Origin of the sequence: Alteromonas sp. CNT1-28 (assembly GCF_022348345.1) — a bacterium.
Lineage (GTDB): Bacteria > Pseudomonadota > Gammaproteobacteria > Enterobacterales > Alteromonadaceae > Alteromonas > Alteromonas macleodii.
Map to the genome: position 1 here is coordinate 38,478 of NZ_JAKREZ010000003.1, position 17,887 is coordinate 56,364.

At 45.1% G+C, this 17,887-nt stretch carries 15 protein-coding genes and 1 pseudogene; 13 read left to right on the forward strand and 3 right to left on the reverse strand.

From position 1 onward, the window contains the following. Nucleotides 1-14 precede the first annotated feature (14 nt). The 12 genes from plsX to MHN02_RS02970 all read left to right on the forward strand — a co-directional run bounded on the left by plsX (nt 15) and on the right by MHN02_RS02970 (nt 10,804). Entirely contained in the window at nt 15-1,040 is a 1,026-nt protein-coding gene (gene plsX / locus MHN02_RS02915; protein ID WP_239244479.1) for a phosphate acyltransferase PlsX, read from the forward strand. After that, a complete protein-coding gene (locus tag MHN02_RS02920) occupies nt 1,037-2,002 on the forward strand; it encodes a beta-ketoacyl-ACP synthase III (protein ID WP_014949212.1) in 966 nt (321 codons plus the stop codon). Before plsX ends, MHN02_RS02920 begins: the two co-directional genes overlap by 4 nt. A gap of 99 nt (nt 2,003-2,101) precedes the next feature. After that, nucleotides 2,102-3,031, forward strand: coding sequence for an ACP S-malonyltransferase (gene fabD, locus MHN02_RS02925; RefSeq protein ID WP_239244481.1), 930 nt, complete (start codon nt 2,102-2,104; stop codon nt 3,029-3,031). 9 nt (nt 3,032-3,040) lie between these two features. Further along, nucleotides 3,041-3,781, forward strand: a complete 741-nt coding sequence (fabG, locus tag MHN02_RS02930) for a 3-oxoacyl-ACP reductase FabG (RefSeq protein ID WP_014976326.1) — start codon at nt 3,041-3,043, stop codon at nt 3,779-3,781. Nucleotides 3,782-3,980: 199 nt separating this feature from the next. After that, a complete protein-coding gene (acpP, locus tag MHN02_RS02935; protein WP_012518211.1) occupies nt 3,981-4,220 on the forward strand; it encodes an acyl carrier protein in 240 nt (79 codons plus the stop codon). 80 nt (nt 4,221-4,300) lie between these two features. Further along, entirely contained in the window at nt 4,301-5,539 is a 1,239-nt protein-coding gene (gene fabF, locus MHN02_RS02940) for a beta-ketoacyl-ACP synthase II (protein ID WP_239244483.1), read from the forward strand. A gap of 219 nt (nt 5,540-5,758) precedes the next feature. Beyond that, nucleotides 5,759-6,610 carry an aminodeoxychorismate lyase gene (gene pabC / locus MHN02_RS02945; RefSeq protein WP_239244485.1) on the forward strand — a complete coding sequence of 284 codons (852 nt, stop codon included), beginning with the start codon at nt 5,759-5,761 and terminating at the stop codon, nt 6,608-6,610. Between the two features lie 113 nt (nt 6,611-6,723). Next, a complete protein-coding gene (mltG, locus tag MHN02_RS02950; protein WP_239244487.1) occupies nt 6,724-7,743 on the forward strand; it encodes an endolytic transglycosylase MltG in 1,020 nt (339 codons plus the stop codon). 59 nt (nt 7,744-7,802) lie between these two features. Next, entirely contained in the window at nt 7,803-8,477 is a 675-nt protein-coding gene (tmk, locus tag MHN02_RS02955; protein ID WP_014979118.1) for a dTMP kinase, read from the forward strand. After that, nucleotides 8,477-9,364: a DNA polymerase III subunit delta' gene (holB, locus tag MHN02_RS02960; protein WP_239244489.1), complete on the forward strand. Its 888-nt coding sequence runs from the start codon at nt 8,477-8,479 to the stop codon at nt 9,362-9,364. The genes tmk and holB overlap by 1 nt, the downstream gene beginning before the upstream one ends. A gap of 63 nt (nt 9,365-9,427) precedes the next feature. Further along, on the forward strand, nt 9,428-10,210 hold the full coding sequence (locus MHN02_RS02965) for a TatD family hydrolase (RefSeq protein WP_239244491.1): 783 nt from the start codon (nt 9,428-9,430) through the stop codon (nt 10,208-10,210). Between the two features lie 36 nt (nt 10,211-10,246). After that, nucleotides 10,247-10,804 carry a pyridoxamine 5'-phosphate oxidase family protein gene (locus MHN02_RS02970; protein WP_156086316.1) on the forward strand — a complete coding sequence of 186 codons (558 nt, stop codon included), beginning with the start codon at nt 10,247-10,249 and terminating at the stop codon, nt 10,802-10,804. A 168-nt stretch (nt 10,805-10,972) separates the two neighbouring features. Here the strand turns inward: MHN02_RS02970 and MHN02_RS02975 are convergent, their stop codons facing one another. From MHN02_RS02975 to MHN02_RS02985, 3 genes and pseudogenes are all read right to left on the reverse strand, one after another. Beyond that, nucleotides 10,973-11,605, reverse strand: a complete 633-nt coding sequence (locus tag MHN02_RS02975; protein WP_239244493.1) for an SDR family oxidoreductase — start codon at nt 11,603-11,605, stop codon at nt 10,973-10,975. Nucleotides 11,606-11,798: 193 nt separating this feature from the next. Continuing rightward, nucleotides 11,799-14,648, reverse strand: coding sequence for a ligand-binding sensor domain-containing diguanylate cyclase (locus MHN02_RS02980; protein WP_239244495.1), 2,850 nt, complete (start codon nt 14,646-14,648; stop codon nt 11,799-11,801). 264 nt (nt 14,649-14,912) lie between these two features. Further along, nucleotides 14,913-16,733, reverse strand: a pseudogene (locus MHN02_RS02985) (M2 family metallopeptidase). Nucleotides 16,734-17,191: 458 nt separating this feature from the next. Here MHN02_RS02985 and MHN02_RS02990 point away from each other — a divergent pair. Continuing rightward, nucleotides 17,192-17,557, forward strand: coding sequence for a DUF4870 domain-containing protein (locus MHN02_RS02990; protein ID WP_014949226.1), 366 nt, complete (start codon nt 17,192-17,194; stop codon nt 17,555-17,557). Nucleotides 17,558-17,887 lie beyond the last annotated feature (330 nt).

Sequence of the window (17,887 nt, forward strand, 5' to 3'; positions counted from 1 at the left end):
ACGGCGACTACATTTTGTCTAAACTAACCATCGCGTTAGATATCATGGGGGGCGATCATGGTCCCCCTGTTATCCTTCCCGCAGCCGTAAAGGCTATTCAACTTCACCCAGACGTGCACTTCACGTTATGCGGTGATGAAGATACCATCAAAGCAGGTATACAGCCCCTTACTGATTCTGAGCGCAACCGCGTCACTATTGTGCCTTGTTCACAAGTAGTTGAGATGGGCGAAGCGCCTACGTCAGCGCTACGAAATAAGAAAGATTCTTCTATGCGTCGCGTTATTGAGCTTGTCGAAAGTGGCGAGGCTAACGCGTGTGTAAGCGCAGGTAATACCGGTGCATTGCTTACCTTATCGTTCTATTTGCTTAAAACCTTATCAGGTATTGATAGGCCCGCACTCATTAATATGATGCCTACAACAGGGCACCATAACGTTTTTCTTTTGGATTTAGGCGCTAACGTAAACTGCACGCCAGAAATACTTTTCCAATACGGCGTTATGGGCTCAGTGCTTGCGCAAGAGGTGGCGGGCATAGCATCGCCACGGGTTGCCTTATTGAACGTAGGCGAAGAAGATATTAAAGGTAACGCACAGGTAAAATCTGCCGACCAGCTTTTTAAAGACGCGCCAGGCATAAATTATATTGGTTATGTAGAGGGCGACGACATTTTCACCGATCATGCCGATGTAGTGGTAACAGATGGTTTTACCGGAAATGTAGCGCTTAAATCGAGCGAAGGGCTGGCTAAGTTAGTGATAAACGAAGTAAAACGCCAGTCACAGAAGAATTTTTACACCCGATTATTGGCAAAAATTGCCTTCCCATTACTGAAATCTATCTATAACAGCGTGAACCCCGACCAGTATAACGGTGCGAGTCTGATAGGATTGCGCGGCATTGTTATCAAGAGTCACGGAAATGCACAAAAAGACGCCTTTTATTACGCCATCGTGCAAGCAATGAAAGAAGCAAAGATGCATTTACCTGAAAAGATAAAGACAAAGATAGAAACGGTATTGTTGGAGCAGCTTTGAGCAAATATTCACGCTTTATAGGAACAGGTAGCTATTATCCCAGCGACGTGCGTACAAACGCAGATTTAGAGCAAATGGTGGACACCAGTGACGAATGGATCACTGACCGTACCGGGATAAAAGAGCGACGTATTATTGGAGCAGATGAAACCGCTGCTACCATGGGGGCAGAAGCCAGTAAGAAAGCCATTGAGATGGCTGGCATTGACCCGAAATCTATCGACATGATTGTGTGTGCTACCACGAGTGGTCGCTATGCACTTCCAAGCACAGCATGTGAAATTCAACGCATTCTTGATATTGACGGTATCCCTGCATTTGACGTAGCTGCTGCATGTGCAGGTTACTGCTACGCATTAAGTGTTGCCGATCAATACATTAAGTCTGGCATGGCGAAACGTATTCTTGTAGTCGGTACCGACTGTTTGAGCCGCTTGATAAACCCTGAAGACAGAACCATGGTTATCTTGTTTGGCGATGCGGCAGGCGCAACGATTATTGAAGCGAGTGATGAACCTGGCATTCTTTCCACACATATCAACGCATCAGGCTCTCATGGCGATTTGCTGTACGTGGGTAATCCAACCCGTGGTGACGAGCAGTCGGTTCACGAGAACTGGGGTGTGATGCGTGGTAATGAAGTCTTTAAGGTTGCGGTAACCAAGCTTTCAGAAGTGGTAGAACAAACCCTTGCTGCCAACGGTATGCAAAAATCTGATCTTGACTGGTTAGTACCTCACCAAGCAAACTTTAGAATTATTAAAGCGACAGCTAAAAAGCTGAATATGTCTCTTGATCAAGTAGTGCTTACGTTAGAGCAGTATGGTAATACCTCTGCTGCTACTGTGCCTACAGCGCTTGATACAGCTATCAGAGACGGGCGCATTCAACGCGGACAGCATTTATTACTAGAAGCATTCGGAGGCGGATTTGCTTGGGCATCGGCGCTTGTACGCTATTAGCCTTGCAGATATTTGCCTTGGTGATATTTGCCTCGATAGGGGCACTCCAACTCCAACGTTTTCTCGCTTCTAGTAAATTAAAAATAATAAGGAATCGACATGACAAAGACAGCCTGTGTATTTCCAGGACAAGGTTCTCAAAGCGTAGGTATGCTAAAGGAACTTGCTGAGACTTCTCCTATTATCGAAGCAACGTTTAAAGAAGCCTCTGACGCGCTCGGCTACGATCTGTGGGATTTAGTCCAAAACGACGCAGACGGTAAACTTAACGAGACGCATATCACGCAGCCAGCGTTGCTTGCTGCTAGCGTAGCAATTTGGCGTGTTATTCGCGAGCAGGGCATCGATGTAGATTACCTAGCGGGTCACAGCCTTGGTGAGTACTCAGCATTAGTATGTGGCGGCGCCATGGATTTTGCTGATGCTATCAAGCTTGTAGAAGCCCGTGGTAAATATATGCAGGAAGCTGTACCAGCCGGTGCGGGTGCCATGTACGCCATTATCGGATTAGACGATGCCGCCATTGCTGATATTTGCCAGCAAACCGCCATTGCTACAGGCGATGTGGTTGCACCAGTTAACTTTAACTCTCCAGGCCAAGTGGTTATTGCAGGGGAAAAGAACGCCGCCGAGCAAGCTGCTAATGCGTGTAAAGAAGCAGGCGCTAAGCGCGCACTTCCTCTTGCGGTGAGTGTTCCTTCACACTGTGAGTTAATGCGTCCTGCAGCAGACAAGTTAGAAGACGCGTTATCGTCATTGAACGTTAATGAGCCTGCAATCAATATCGTGAATAATGTTGATGTCACTATTGAAACCCAAGGTGATGCAATCAAGAACGCATTAGTGAGACAACTATATTGCCCCGTTCAATGGACACGTACTGTTGAATATTTGGCGGCAGCGGGCGTTGAGCGCGTTATTGAAATAGGTCCTGGTAAAGTACTTACTGGATTGAACAAACGTATCGACAAGAGCCTAGAATCTCTTGCAGTTAATACACCTGATGGTGTTGAAGCATTAAAACAATAAGGAAACGCAATGAGTCAATTGGACGGTAAAATTGCGCTTGTTACCGGCGCAAGCCGAGGTATAGGCAAAGCGATTGCCACGCAGCTTGCTCAGCAAGGTGCTACGGTTATCGGAACCGCAACCAGTGAAAATGGTGCGCAAGCGATCAGCGATTATCTTTCTGAATTCGGCGGCAAAGGCTTTGCACTAAATGTCACCGACAAAGAAAGCGTAGATACCACGATTAAAGCGATTAATGAAGCACATGGAGGTATCGATATCTTGGTCAATAATGCAGGTATCACACGTGATAATCTGCTAATGCGCATGAAAGATGACGAGTGGCAGGACATTATCGACACCAACTTAACCTCAATTTTTACACTTTCAAAAGCGGTACTTCGCGGTATGATGAAGAAGCGTTTTGGTCGCATCGTGAATATTGGTTCAGTGGTGGGCAGTGCAGGTAACGCCGGACAGGCAAACTATGCTGCAGCGAAAGCAGGGGTCATTGGTTTTTCTAAATCAATGGCTCGTGAAGTGGCTTCTCGTGGTATCACCATCAACGTTGTAGCGCCTGGTTTTATCGATACCGATATGACAAAAGCGCTGACCGATGACCAAAAAGAAGCCATTTTCAAAGATATTCCGGCTAACCGATTAGGCGAGCCTGATGAAATTGCAGCCACTGTTGCCTTTTTAGTAAGCGATGGTGCAGCCTATATTACAGGCGAAACTATCCATGTAAATGGTGGTATGTATATGGGGTAAATTCGCAAAAATTGCGAATTTTCCTTAGTTTGGGGTGGTATTTACCCGAACTTGGATGTAAAAATAGTATTTTACGAATTTCGAATGTCGCTGGTTTGACCAGAAAATTTGTTTAAACTGGTGCTTGCAAGGATGCACCTTGCAAAATAAACTAGCGGCACTTTTATTATCTAGTGACGTTTAAGGGAAACCTAGAATTATGAGTAACATTGAAGAACGCGTTAAGAAAATCATCGTTGAACAACTTGGCGTGAAAGAAGAAGAAGTAAAAGCAGAAGCTTCATTCGTTGACGATTTAGGCGCTGATTCACTTGACACTGTTGAGCTAGTAATGGCTTTGGAAGAAGAATTTGATACTGAAATTCCTGACGAAGAAGCAGAAAAAATTACTACTGTTCAATCAGCAATTGATTACATCAACGCTAACAAAGACGCTTAAGTCTTAAGTAGCGACAAAACGGCTCTTCTAACAGAGCCGTTTTTGTATCTCCTACCTTAGTTCCAAAGCGAGGGCTTTTTGTGACAAAACGTCGCGTAGTGGTTACTGGTCTTGGAATGCTTTCACCATTAGGTCTTAATAGCGAAGACACATGGCGCAAATTGCTCGCGGGCGAAAGCGGCATCGGTGAAATCACCCATTTCGATTGTAGTAACTATTCAACCCGTTTCGCAGGTCAAATTAATGATTTTGATCCGCAGGAATACATTGAAAAGAAAGAAACCAAGAAGATGGACCGCTTTATCCAGCTGGGTATAGCAGCAGGCAAGCAAGCCTTGGTCGATTCTGGTTTAACTATTTCACAAGATAATGCGCATCGTGTAGGTGTAGCTATTGGTTCAGGTATTGGTGGTTTAGAACAAATTGAACAAAACCATTTGAAACTGACAAATAGCGGTCCTAAGCGCGTATCGCCATTTTTTGTACCTTCAACCATTACCAACATGATCTCTGGCTTTTTGTCTATCATGGAAGGGTTGAAAGGACCGAATTTAAACGTTGTGACTGCTTGTACGACAGGCGTTCATAACATTGGTATTGCCGCAAGAACAATTGCTTATGGCGATGCTGATGCCATATTGGCCGGAGGCGCAGAAGCGTCTATTACTCCGCTAGGCATGGCTGGTTTTGCCGCAGCACGTGCGTTGTCATCTCGAAACGACAACCCTCAAGCAGCAAGCCGCCCATGGGATAAAGACCGCGATGGTTTTGTCATGGGTGAGGGCGCTGGCGTGGTAATGCTAGAAGAATACGAAGCAGCAAAAGCGCGTGGCGCGACCATTTATGCAGAACTGGTTGGTTTTGGCATGAGCGGCGACGCATACCACATGACTTCTCCACCTGAAGATGGAGAAGGTGCGGCTGCGTCAATGCAAAACGCGATAAATGATGCGAAGTTGGATGCAAGCGAAATAGGCTATGTTAACGCACATGGTACGTCCACGCCTGCAGGTGACATTGCTGAAGTAGCCGCGGTGAAACGCGTGTTCAACGACCACGCTTATAAACTACTTGTAAGCTCAACTAAGTCAATGACAGGGCATTTGCTAGGGGCCGCCGGTTCGGTTGAGGCAATTTTCACTATTTTGGCACTGCGTGACAAAATGGCGCCGCCAACCATTAACTTGGACGAACCAGGTGAAGGCTGTGACTTAGACTTTGTTGCACACAAAGCAAAAGCATTCAATGAAGACTACGCACTGTGTAACTCATTCGGGTTTGGCGGTACGAACGGCTCGTTGATTTTCAAGCGTATCTAATACGGCCTGACTAACGCTGTTTAAGTGTAATTCACGTATATTTAAAAGGCAGCTTCGGCTGCCTTTTGTTGTTTATACAGTTAAATCTCACAGTGAATATCATAAAACTCAGGTCTCTTTGAGCACCGCTACAGCCAAATCAATTCAGCTAGACGTTGTCTGACCAACGCAAGTTGGTATACTTCCACCAACCATAATAACGGCGAACAAGAGTAGGCAGTGAGAATTATTCCTAGCACTACGCCTATTTCACCAAGTGACAGGGCGTTCAATTACGGTGACGGTGTGTTCACCACTTTGCTGGTAGACGAACACAAAGTGCAATTATTGCCCTATCATATTTCACGTTTAGAGCACGATGCGGCAGCCATCAAGCTCAATATTGATATCCGCGCGCTTGAAGCCGCAATTGCTGACCAAGTTAAGGCGATAAAGAACGGCTCAGGTGATAACGCTTCTGCAAAATATGTACTAAAAGTTCACGTGTCGGGAGGTCAAGCCGGAAGAGGGTATGCGCGAAGCGAAGACAGTGAAGCATTAGTCAGATTTAGCCAACACCCTTTCCCTGTCCATTACGATAGTCTTGCGAATGAAGGTGCAACGGTAATTTGCGCTCAAACACGGTTAGCCATTCAACCATTGCTTGCGGGTGTAAAGCATATGAACAGGCTAGAACAAGTCTTAATTAAGCACGAAGTAGACGACGCTGGCGCACACGATGCTATTGTTTGCGATACCCAGGATAACATTATTGAAGCGAGTGCTGGCAATGTATTTTTCTACCTCAATGAACAATGGTATACCCCGTCTTTGAAAGGAAGCGGTGTCAATGGCGTAGTCAGGCAGTGTCTTATTGATTCGCTGTTAAACGACAATTGTTCGCTTCACGTGGGGGAATATGATCTTTCTTATTTGCGAAAAGCGAGTGCAGTGGTAATTACCAATGCACTAATGGGCGTAATGCCGATACAGAAAATACAAATGCCGGATTTCTCTTATGTCGATTTTGATGTAAGAAGCGATGCGATTGTAGCACTAAAGACACGGCTTCAGACTGCGCTTCAAAATTAATTAAAACGCACTTCTTACAACGGGGTTCGTCAACGTTTTACGAGCTTCACGAGATTAGTAGTAAAAAGAAATAAAATGGAATGTAAAGCAATGAAGAAAGGGGAAGTTCAAGCATGAAGCGGGTAATTGTTATTCTATTATCTCTTGTCATGCTTGCCGTTGTTGGGGCAGCCTCTGGCGTAATGTATGTCTCGAGCAAGGTTACCGATGAACTAGCATTAAAAAGTGACACCTTATTTACGATAGAGAGCGGCAGTAATGCTTATCGTACCGTGAAATACTTGCGTAAAATAGGCTTGACCGATGTGTCGCCCTTTGTTGCTAAGGTGTGGCTCAAATTCTTTGCAGGCAGTACGTCTGTTAAGTCTGGCACCTACATGCTGCGCCCAGGGCAGTCACTAGTAGATGTGTTTACCTTGTTTACTGAGGGCGATGAGCATCTCTTCGCAGTGAGTCTAGTTGAAGGGCTAACCCTTGCACAGTGGCTTGAGGCGCTTAAACAAAACACAGATTTGGTGTTTGATTTAAACGAAGGGAAATTAAACCAACTCACTCAGGATAATGGCGTAGATTGGTGTTGCGAAAACGTTTCGCAGACAGAGGGCGTATATTTGGCTGATACATATTTCTTTACCAAAGGCACAACCGCTAGCGAGGTATTGAAAAGAGCACACCGCGCGCTAATTGACTTTATCTCTAGCGAATGGGAGTTACGGGATGCCGAACTGCCGTTAGCCACACCTTACGAGGCTCTTATCTTGGCGAGTATCATTGAAAAAGAAACGGCTGTGCCTGCGGAACGTGACATGATTTCAGGCGTTTTCGTCAATAGGCTAAACAGAAATATGCGTCTTCAAACTGATCCCACCGTGATTTATGGTATCGGTCCTACGTTTGACGGAAACATTACCCGTAAGCACTTGCGAACAGCAACGCCTTACAATACCTATGTTATTAAAGGGCTCCCACCTACGCCTATCGCGATGGCAGGTAAGGCCGCCATTCACGCTGCGTTGCACCCACTGACAACGGATGCACTCTATTTCGTGGCGAAGGGCGATGGCAGCCATCAATTTTCTACGACACTAGCTGAACATAATGCAGCTGTGCGAAAATACCAGTTAAAACGATAGCCGTATTGATGCAGACAACCGATACGTTATAGCTAAATAAAAACAGAGTTTAAAAAGTAATGCGCGGAAAGTTTATTGTAGTTGAAGGCCTTGAAGGGGCAGGAAAAAGCTCAGTGATTGGGCTGATTGTTCAAGCATTAAAAGGTGCAGGAAAGCGCGTTGAGCAAACTCGTGAGCCAGGCGGCACACCGATGGCAGAAGCCATTCGAGAATGTGTAAAACACGACTGGGATGAGACCGTGAGTGAGGAGACTGAACTACTTCTTATGTATGCGGCGCGTGTGCAATTACTTACCAATAAAATCTTACCTTCACTTGATGCTGGTGCGTGGGTGGTAGGTGACAGACACGACCTGTCATCTCAAGCCTATCAAGGCGGTGGTCGGGGCGTCAGTGGAAAAACAATGTCGGCCATCAGCGATATCGCCCTTAAAGGGTTTAAGCCAGATTTAACTTTATATCTGGATGTCGAGCCTGCGGTTGGACTAGAGCGCGCCCGTGGGCGAGGGGAGCTTGACCGCATTGAGCAAGCGGGGCTCGCCTTTTTCGAACGAACTCGTGCAAAATACTTGTCTCTTGCTAAGCAAGATGAATCTATCGTCGTGGTCAGCGCAATGCAGCCTATGGAAAAGGTTCATCAAGACGTGATTGCGATTATCAATGACTATGTGACGAACACAAGTAGCGAAAGCAGTAACATTGCTCGAAACGAAAGCCAGCAGGGGAAAGGCTAATGCAAGTAATGCCTTGGTTTGCTACAACGTTCTCGACCTTACTGTCGCGATATATGGCAAAGAAACTACACCACGGTTTATTGCTGACAGGGCCAAAGGGAATTGGAAAATACCAACTCGCGTTAGGGTTAAGCAATGCGCTATTGTGTAAACAGCCAAGCATAAATGGGCCATGTGAACAGTGTCAAAGTTGCCATTTGAGGCAAGCTGGAAACCACCCAGACTTTCATGTTTTAGAAAGTGAAAAGCAGTTAGGTGTGGATAAAATTCGCGAGGGTATTGGCAAGCTATCAGGTACTGCGCAAATGGGGGGCAATAAGGTGTTGTTAATCCCTCGTGCCGATACCATGACGGAAGCGGCAGCTAATGCACTGTTGAAAACCTTGGAAGAACCCACAAATAATACCTTCTTGCTACTGATCACTGACAGTATCAATAAAATTATGCCGACCATATTAAGTCGATGTGAACGGCAGATACTCTCACTCCCGTCAGTGTCAGCCAGTTTGAACTACTTAAACGCTAAGGGCGTAGAAGATGCAAGCGAAGCGTTACTGGCAGCTTATGGCTATGCCCCTCTTCGCGTAGAAGAGGCCCTCAGTGGTGAAGAAGACATTAGCTATCGCAATTTTAGCGATGGTATGCAAGCGCTCTTAGCAGGCGATGCAAATTTGCAAGTACAAACGCTTGCGAATAAGTGGCAGGACGATGCGCCTCAAATCGCATTGTGGTGTCAACAGATGGCCCACGACGAATACATAAAACGTCAACAGGCTGTTGATTTTAAACGCTATGAAGCGTGTGTTGATGCGGTAAGAACGCTTCAGCACGCAGGTGTTAACAAATCAATGGTACTTTTTGGGTTACTAAAGCTATTTCAACGTTAATAGGCAAATGCTGGCTTGTCGAAGCCCTTTTGTCTGACAGCAACTTTTTAAAACAGGTGTAGTTTGTTCGTAGATTCTCATTGTCACTTAGACCGACTCAAGCAAGGGCCAGAAGAGCTGGCTGAAACCTTAAATTTCGCAAGAACCCGAGGTGTTGAACACTTCCTTTGTGTGTGCGTATCTGTTGGTGATTACGACAGCATGTTAGCAGCTGTAAGTCAGTTTGAAGATGTATCAGTATCTTGTGGTGTGCACCCACTACATCAAGATGAAGCGTGTAGCTATGAAGAACTGCTAGAGAAGGCGCAGCGTGAAGAAGTTGTAGCCATTGGCGAAACTGGGCTGGACTATTTTTATAGTCCGGAAAGTAAAGAAGTCCAGCTAACGTCTTTCGTCGACCACATCAAAGTAGCTAACGAAACTAAAAAGCCGTTAATTATTCATACGCGGGATGCAAGGGAAGACACCATTAACTTACTCCGCCAACACAAAGCTGCGCACACTAAAGGTGTTTTGCATTGCTTTACTGAGTCATTAGACATGGCGCTGGCAGCAATAGAGATGGACTTCTATATCTCTATTTCAGGCATCGTAACCTTTAATTCAGCAGATGAATTACGTGAAGTGGTAAAAGCGATCCCTTTAGAGCGACTACTTATTGAAACTGACTCACCATGGCTTGCGCCAGTTCCTCATCGAGGTAAACAAAACCAGCCAGGTTACGTGGTAGAAGTGGCAGAATTTATTGCTGAGCTTAAAGGCGTGACGGTAAAAGAACTAGCGGAAATGACCACGCAAAATTTCTACACGCTGTTTTCTTTAGCTGCGAAGAAGAAAGCCGCGTAGCGGTAAGTATAGGCGATTTTACTCTCGGAGGTGGTTATGCCACAGTGGCGACAAGGATTGACAAAGAGTCTTCACCAAACCCGCAGTATGCCAGAAAGTCGTTACTTTCAGTTAGCTACTGTCGACGGTAGTGGTGTACCGTACTGCCGTACCGTGGTTTTTAGAGGGATCACCGACGACAACCAACTGGTGGTTATTTCTGACACCCGCTCAGATAAATATGACCAGCTTGGCCAGAATCCTCACTCGCAGGTGTGTTGGTATTTTTCTAAAACCAGGGAGCAATATCGCTTCTCTTGTACTGCAACAATAATAACGTTGCATCAAGATGCTGACTTAGTTACTCAGCACTGGAATAAATTGTCAGATGCGGGCAAAAAGCAGTTCTTATGGGGCGAGCCAGGCACGCCAAGAAACGATGGTTCGGCACTACAGGTTGAAGGGGATTTTGGTGTAGTTCCACCTCACTTTTGCGTGATCATGCTGGCTATCGATAGCGTAGATTACCTGAATTTGAGAGGTAACCCTCAAAGTCGAGAGTGGCATCAAAAAGACGGGAATGGCAACTGGGTTAGTCAGTCATTGATACCGTAGGTGACTATCTCTAGCCTCTAAGTAGGCACATATTGAGTGTGTGATACTGCCTATTCTGGGCACCACCTAAGTCAGCAGTATACAAACCGGCGACCGAAGCAAAAAGTAAGCCCTCTCTAGCTTGGATAGACGCGATAACGCATTGGCAAATGAGAGGGCGTCGATCACCTAGAAAATATGGGAAATTGGTGTATCACCTTTAAATAAATAGGTGATCAAGTCAGCATTACTTTCTCTTGCAACGCTTTCGACAATAGCTGTCGCTACATCTTCTCTTGGTATTACAGCATCGTCCCTATTGCTTGGCATATCGGTTCGTACTAAATGCGTGCCCGGTTCATTTAATAAAGTGCCAGGTCGAAGAATTACGTGATGTAAGCCGCTATTAATTAAATGCTCGTCGGCCATGTGTTTGGCAACCAAATATGGTTTTATTGCTGACTCCACGGCATCAGGATCGTCTGCACCAATAGAACTAACCATAACAAATTTGGGTGTCCCCGCCGCTTTTGCATAGTTAACCGCGTTGCGGGCCGCCCAAAGATCAATCATAAGTGTTTTATCTGCGCCGGTGCTACCGCCTGAACCCGCTGTGAATACCGCAACCTCCACACCTTCAAAGTGTGCTGAAAAATCTTTTTCTAAATCCTGCTCAACCACTGTGAGGTTGGCATTTTGGATATCTGACAGTTTGTCTGGGCTTCTTACTGGCGCTACGACTTTATGACCAGCATCCAACAATTTCACTGTTGCTTGCTTACCGATTTGGCCTGATGCGCCGATTACTAATACATTTGCCATGTTTTCATCCTCCTTGTGGGTGATTTCGCTCATCTTAAGCTACTTAAGAATTGACAATACATAGGCGGGTAAAAAGGAAAGCGATCAATTACTGCGATAAAATGCATGACAAAACGTTTGCCTGCATACATTGCCGTTTAAACGGCAATGCAATGGGGGGGAGAAACTAATAGGTACGATGATCGGCTGGCGGCTATTTTATCACCGCATTTCGGCCTGATTCTTTTCCGACATATAGCTTTTTATCGATAGCGTGAATGCAAGCCTCGACGCTATCGTAATCTCGTATATCCGCTACACCACAGGTTATGGTAGCCGATACCGAGTAGGGGGGAGCATCGATTTCGTAATCCGCGACAGTTTTACGTAGCTTTTCTGCCACCCAAAATGCTTCTTGAACCTTTAATGAAGGCAGCATTATAAGAAACTCCTCACCGCCCCATCGCGCAATAACGTCACTTTCTCTTAAACTATCTTCCAGGATCCTAGCTATTTTGAGCAGTACTGTGTCACCCACATGATGACCGTATTCATCGTTAATACGCTTAAAGAAATCAATATCAACAATTAGCAAGGAGAAAGTATGATTATGGCGTTTATAATTTTGCCATGCTGCCTTGGCTCTTTGTGTAAAGTAGCGACGATTTTTGAGACCCGTCAATGCGTCCTGAGTTGAAAGCTGCGTTAACTTTTCTACGACCGCTTCTAAGTCTCGGGTTTTTTCCTCAACTTTTAGTGCTAGTTCAGCAGAGCGCTTTTTCAAGGATGCTATCCTCAGCCACACCATCGATGAAATCAACAGCATGCCTAGCAGGGTAATCGCCACACGCCATATAGGCTTATCCCACCACGGTGGAACTACAACTATTTCAAGTTGCGCTGCATTGGTGCTCCATTCATTCTCTTGATTTATAGCTTTAACAGTGAAGCGGTAGCGTCCTGGGTCCAAGTTGGTGTAGGTGGCCGTTCTTGTCTTGTAGTCAGTAAAGCGCCAGCTGTTCTCAAAGTCTGCGAGTTTATAGGCGTACCTAAGTTCGTTTGCATTCATATAATCAGTGGCGGCAAATTCAATCGTGAGCGCAATATCGTTATGTTTAAGTTCGATTACCTCGTCTAGGCGCTGTCTTTGCTGATAGGTTGTTCCGTTTTGCTCGTTCCTACTCACCGTTTCAACGTTTGTGAGGTGCACTCCAGGTGACCACTTTACATTTGCCACTTGTGAAGGGGTAAATTGCGTTACGCCTTCCGCTCCACCAAACATTATTGTGTTATTTTCAGTTACGGTGACAGAGCCAATATAGTAACCCGTAGACAGTGCGCCGTTTTCTGCACCGAAATAAGAAAGGGTAGACAAGTCAGGTGCTAAATACGCAATCCCTTCAATTGTAGAGATCCAAAGCCCATATTCATCATCTTCAACAATTGCCCCGATGGATACATTGCTCAATCGACTTTCAGGCTTAATTTGTGTCACTTTAATCGTTGACAAATCACTGCCTTCTTTAGACATAAAGAAGAGTCCAGCTGCTTGCGTTCCAATCCAATAACCACCGCGTTTCGACTGAGAAATCCACGTCACTACAGTTTGATCTGAAATCTTGTCCGTAAACTTACTGATGCTGGTTAAGTCTCCAGTCAGTTTATTCGCAACAAATAAACCGGATACCGTACTTAACCATGCGTTTTCATTGTCGTCCAAAACAATTCTCGTTGTCAGCGACAATGGCCATTGCTTTATTACCCTATCTTCTGACGGGCGATATACATACAGCCCATCGCTGTAGCCGCCATACCAAATGTCTCCGTCATCATCGATATTAATGCTGTAACCCGACTTACCATTCAGCGCAACAAATTCTAGGTTTCTGGTCTGAGGGTTCAGTTTGGCGAGGCCCGTGCGTGTGGTTACCCATAATGCATCGCTTTTCGTATGATAAAACACGCTCAACAGCTTATCGTTAGTGTCTTCGCTACTCGCAAATGCACCATTGGAAGTAAATGGGCCTTGTTGAGTTTTACTTATCGTGTCGTAAAGCCAAAGGCCCTTTTCGTTCGCTACCCATACTTGGTTATCTTTGTAATTCGATATAGAGGAGATGATTCGTCCTTCGCCTATTTCCTGAGTGTAGAAGTTGCTAAGCAGAGGGTTACTGATCGCAAACCCATCGTCTCTGGTGCCAACGACAACCAGCCCAGCTTTCGTTTGATAAAGGCTTGAAATTCTCTCTTTGGCCGCATCTTTCTCGTTAATCGGAGCACGCAGCACAGAGTTAGGGTTATGTGACGTTAAAATATTCAGCCCACGCTGAGTAGAAACCCATATATCACCGTTGTCCTTTAATAAGATGTCTGTAACGTAGTTATCAGATAATCCGTGAGTTTCAGAGGTACAGCTTTTGTCGATGGTAGTGCTTTGCTCGTCGGGATTGAACAAACATGCGCCGTGGGTAGCGGTACCCAACCAGAATTGAGATTTCTCTGCTGCCACCAGTCGAGTAAAGTTCGTGTTTTCAAAAGCCACTAACTCAAGAGACTTCTTAAACGGATCAAGTTTATACAGGCCCGAGGTGGAAGTGACATAAAGCGTGTTACCGATAAGTTCTACGTCTGTCAGCGTACTCGTGGTACTGGGAAGGTAGCTGACCAGTTCTACACTGTCTGATTCTGGAGAGTATGTGTAAAGGTTTCGCTCAGAGACTATCCAAAGCTGGCCATTGTGGGTGCTCTTGATCCTATTAATTACCTGTTTATTGAAAGGTTCTGACGCCGGTAACGTGTAGTGCTTGAACGACTCAGTATCAACATCTATACGGCTAAGGCCGCTGTATGTCCCCACCCACAGGTATTGACCGTCTAAGCTTGCCTCTATCTGAAGGGCGAACAGGGTTTGGAGGCCTGTTGACTTGTCTTCACCCCACAAGCCGAAGTTTCGAAATGTATAGCCGTCAAATTTATCAACACCAGACTGTGATGCCAACCACAGAAAACCATACTTATCTTCCGCAATATCTGAAATGGATACGTGGGCGATACCACTATCCATATTGTAGGAATGAAACGCTGGGGCAATAGGTTGCGCGCGTGAAGGTAGGCTGCAAGTTGCAGCAAAAACTATGAAAAGCGAAAGTACCAACAGGGTGCGCATAAAATAATCAAAAATTACATAAAATTTATACACTAACGTTACGCTAATCTACCGCTCTTACAATGGTACAAAAGTTTAAATTCAACAAAAAAAGCCTCGAAATTCGAGGCTTTTTGGACTGCATTAATTATGTTAGCCAGTGGCTAATCATAACGGATATAGTTACCAGCCACACTGGCGTGTAGCATTTTGCTCATCTAACCACGTTTTTAGTGGCGCAAAGTAGTCAGCGATAGTACTGGCATCCATTTGCGGTGAGCCTGTCAGTGTTTCTAACGCATTTTGCCAAGGTTGGCTCATACCCATCTCTAGCATTTCGTTAAGTGCTTTACCTGCTTCTTCACTGCCGTAGATAGAACAGCGGTTAAGCGGGCCCTCATCACCTGCAATGTCACACAGTGCTTTATGGAACTGGAATTGAAGGATATGCGCTAGGAAATAGCGTGTATAAGGTACGTTCGCAGGCACGTGATATTTTGCACCCGGATCAAACGCGTCGGCGCTGCGCTCAACAGGGGCCATCACACCTTGATACTTTTCTCTCAATTCCCACCATAGTTTATTGTATTGTTCAGGTGTTACTTCGCCTGACATTACTTTCCAGCGCCATTGGTCAACCATCAGACCAAAGGGAATGAAGGCAATCTTGTCTAACGCAACTTGCATTAACATACCGATATCGTTTGATGCGTCTGGGATCTCATCAATTAACTCGATTTGCTTAAGGTACTTAGGTGTTATTGATAAAGCGATGGTGTCGCCAATAGCCTCGTGGAAGCCGTCGTTTGCCGAACCACGGTAAAGAAGTGGTTGGTCTTTATAAGCGCGTTGATAGTAGTTGTGACCTAATTCGTGGTGAATAACATTAAATTCTTCGCCAGTCTTTTGAATACACATCTTTATACGAAGGTCGTCTTTGTCATCTAAATCCCACGCAGAGGCATGACACTGAACGTCACGGTCTTCAGGCTTTTGAAACATAGAGCGTTCCCAAAAGGTATCTGGAAGTTCTTCAAAGCCAAGCGATGAGAAAAATGACTCTGCTTGTTTAACCATGGCGATTTCGTCATACCCCTGTTCAGCTAATGCGCCTGTAACATCAGGAACTTTCATTTCTTGCTGAGGTTTAACGATATCGTAAATATTCCCCCACGACTGTGCCCACATGTTACCTAATAAATGGGCTGGGATTGGTTTGTCTTGAGGTACTACGTCTTCGCCATAGTGTTCACCTAGCTTAGCGCGTACATGGCAATGTAGTGACTCGTAGAAAGGCTCTACTTGCGTCCATAAGCGATCCAATTCCTTGGGAAATTCATCTGCTGGCATATCGTACTTTCCACGCCACAAGGCGCTGACGTTTTCAAAACCTAGCTCAGCAGCGCCTTCATTGGCAAGCGATACTTGTTCTGCATAGAGCCCTGCCATTGGTTTAGATACTTCACGCCAGCCTGTCCAATATTCTAGTAGCTTGTCAGCATCGCGTAGGGTGGCCATTTCAGAGCTCATTTCAACCAAGCTTTTGCACGTACCATCTTCGCTGCAATACTCACCAGAGCCGTACATGGCACTTAAGTCAGAGCCAATTTTTGCAAGCCGCTCTGCTTTTTCGGCATCTGCCGGCGGCGGCATTGTTAAACTGTTTTTAAGTAGATCAAGCTGTCTGCGGGTGTCGGCATCTACGTCTACATCGTTAAATTTCGCCGCTTCTTTAGCTAACTTTGCAACCTTGGTAGAAAGCACTTCATTAAAGTAAGCACTGACTGCTGCTGTATCGAAATTGATATTCGTGGCGTAACTCCACTCGGCGTGCGCGGCAGGAACTTACATTTTTGCAATATCATTTTGCGCCTGTGTTAAAAACTGCTTGGCGTCTTGTGCAGTGAGTTGTGGTTTAGTTTCTGTCTGTGTTGTACTTTCGCCACACCCCATAAGCGAAACGCTTACCAATGCTGCTATCAGAGTACGTTTGTGATTGAGCATACTTTGTCCTTTAATTATTGTGTTTTTTACGTGAATCGACGTTCACATAGACATGCTCTAGCATTGTGTAACGCAGCGTGGCTTTTGTAAAACAAATTTGAAAGCCCCTCCATTTTAATCAGCGATAATTTCACCTCTCGCCTTATAAAATGTTCGTACTCTTTGTTGTGTTGCCTTGATGTAGAGCCACTATACCTAGGGTAACACGCCGCGATTAGGAACATTTTAAATCTCGCTGAGTGGGTAATGAACTATGCGGACTGGTATAACGTTTTTGATAATACGAAAGTTGAGGTGTGGTCTGGATATTCGAAGGTTTGAGAAATTTAATTAGAGGCAGATGAATTTTGGGGGCGAACAATACGAACATGTAAATGTTTCTGGTACATTAGGATCCGGTACGGCGATAGATGCTTACATCTATCAAATTAAACCTGTGTAGATTTTAAGGAATAGTAATGTCAACGGAAGAACCACTCTACTGGGGCTTGAACGCTCGAAGCTACTGTACACTCATTCATGTTTCTCAGTTATCCAGTTTCATTATACCTGGCTTAGGTATCATATTGCCTATCGTGCTATGGATTGCTCACAAAGATCAAAACGAAGACATCAATCAGCACGGCAGGGTGACAGCGAATTGGTTAATAAGCTTGCTCATATACTCTGTTATTTGTTTTGTCTTGACGCTGATTATCATAGGAGCCCTAGGCTTCATCGCTCTTGGATTAATGAACATCGTCTTTGCTATCGTGGCAGCAGTTAAAGCGAACAAAGGGGAGTTGTGGGTGTACCCGCTAAGCTTTGAGTTTTTTAAACGTTAACCTAAAGAATCTTACGTCACGTCTAGCAAGAAAAACTGCGACTTAAGATCGCTTTCGAAGGGCGTTTCCATGTTGAAACGCTTTCGTGCTTATCCCATTGCAGATACTGCAATTGCCAGCGTGAACAATAACGCGATGTGTTTTGGTTTTAAAAGCATGTTCACCTCTTTCCTATGACTTCTTCTACCTGTGGTAATCTTGAAGATAGTTTTCAAATAGGTGTCGCGCTATTCACAATTAGTATAATTAACTCATATGTCGCTAATGTCGTTAAGAGTGCGCTACTTTTTTAACAGCGCTATTTCGTCGTTTAGCACTTATCTGTGCGGA

Coding starts and splice junctions, on each gene's coding strand:
- tmk (WP_014979118.1), top strand. CDS start 7,803: ATGCGCGGAAAGTTTATTGTAGTTGAAGGCCTTGAAGGGGCAGGAAAA.
- MHN02_RS02975 (WP_239244493.1), bottom strand. CDS start 11,605: ATGGCAAATGTATTAGTAATCGGCGCATCAGGCCAAATCGGTAAGCAA.
- fabD (WP_239244481.1), top strand. CDS start 2,102: ATGACAAAGACAGCCTGTGTATTTCCAGGACAAGGTTCTCAAAGCGTA.
- MHN02_RS02980 (WP_239244495.1), bottom strand. CDS start 14,648: ATGGATAGTGGTATCGCCCACGTATCCATTTCAGATATTGCGGAAGAT.
- mltG (WP_239244487.1), top strand. CDS start 6,724: ATGAAGCGGGTAATTGTTATTCTATTATCTCTTGTCATGCTTGCCGTT.
- MHN02_RS02970 (WP_156086316.1), top strand. CDS start 10,247: ATGCCACAGTGGCGACAAGGATTGACAAAGAGTCTTCACCAAACCCGC.
- MHN02_RS02990 (WP_014949226.1), top strand. CDS start 17,192: ATGTCAACGGAAGAACCACTCTACTGGGGCTTGAACGCTCGAAGCTAC.
- holB (WP_239244489.1), top strand. CDS start 8,477: ATGCAAGTAATGCCTTGGTTTGCTACAACGTTCTCGACCTTACTGTCG.
- fabG (WP_014976326.1), top strand. CDS start 3,041: ATGAGTCAATTGGACGGTAAAATTGCGCTTGTTACCGGCGCAAGCCGA.
- acpP (WP_012518211.1), top strand. CDS start 3,981: ATGAGTAACATTGAAGAACGCGTTAAGAAAATCATCGTTGAACAACTT.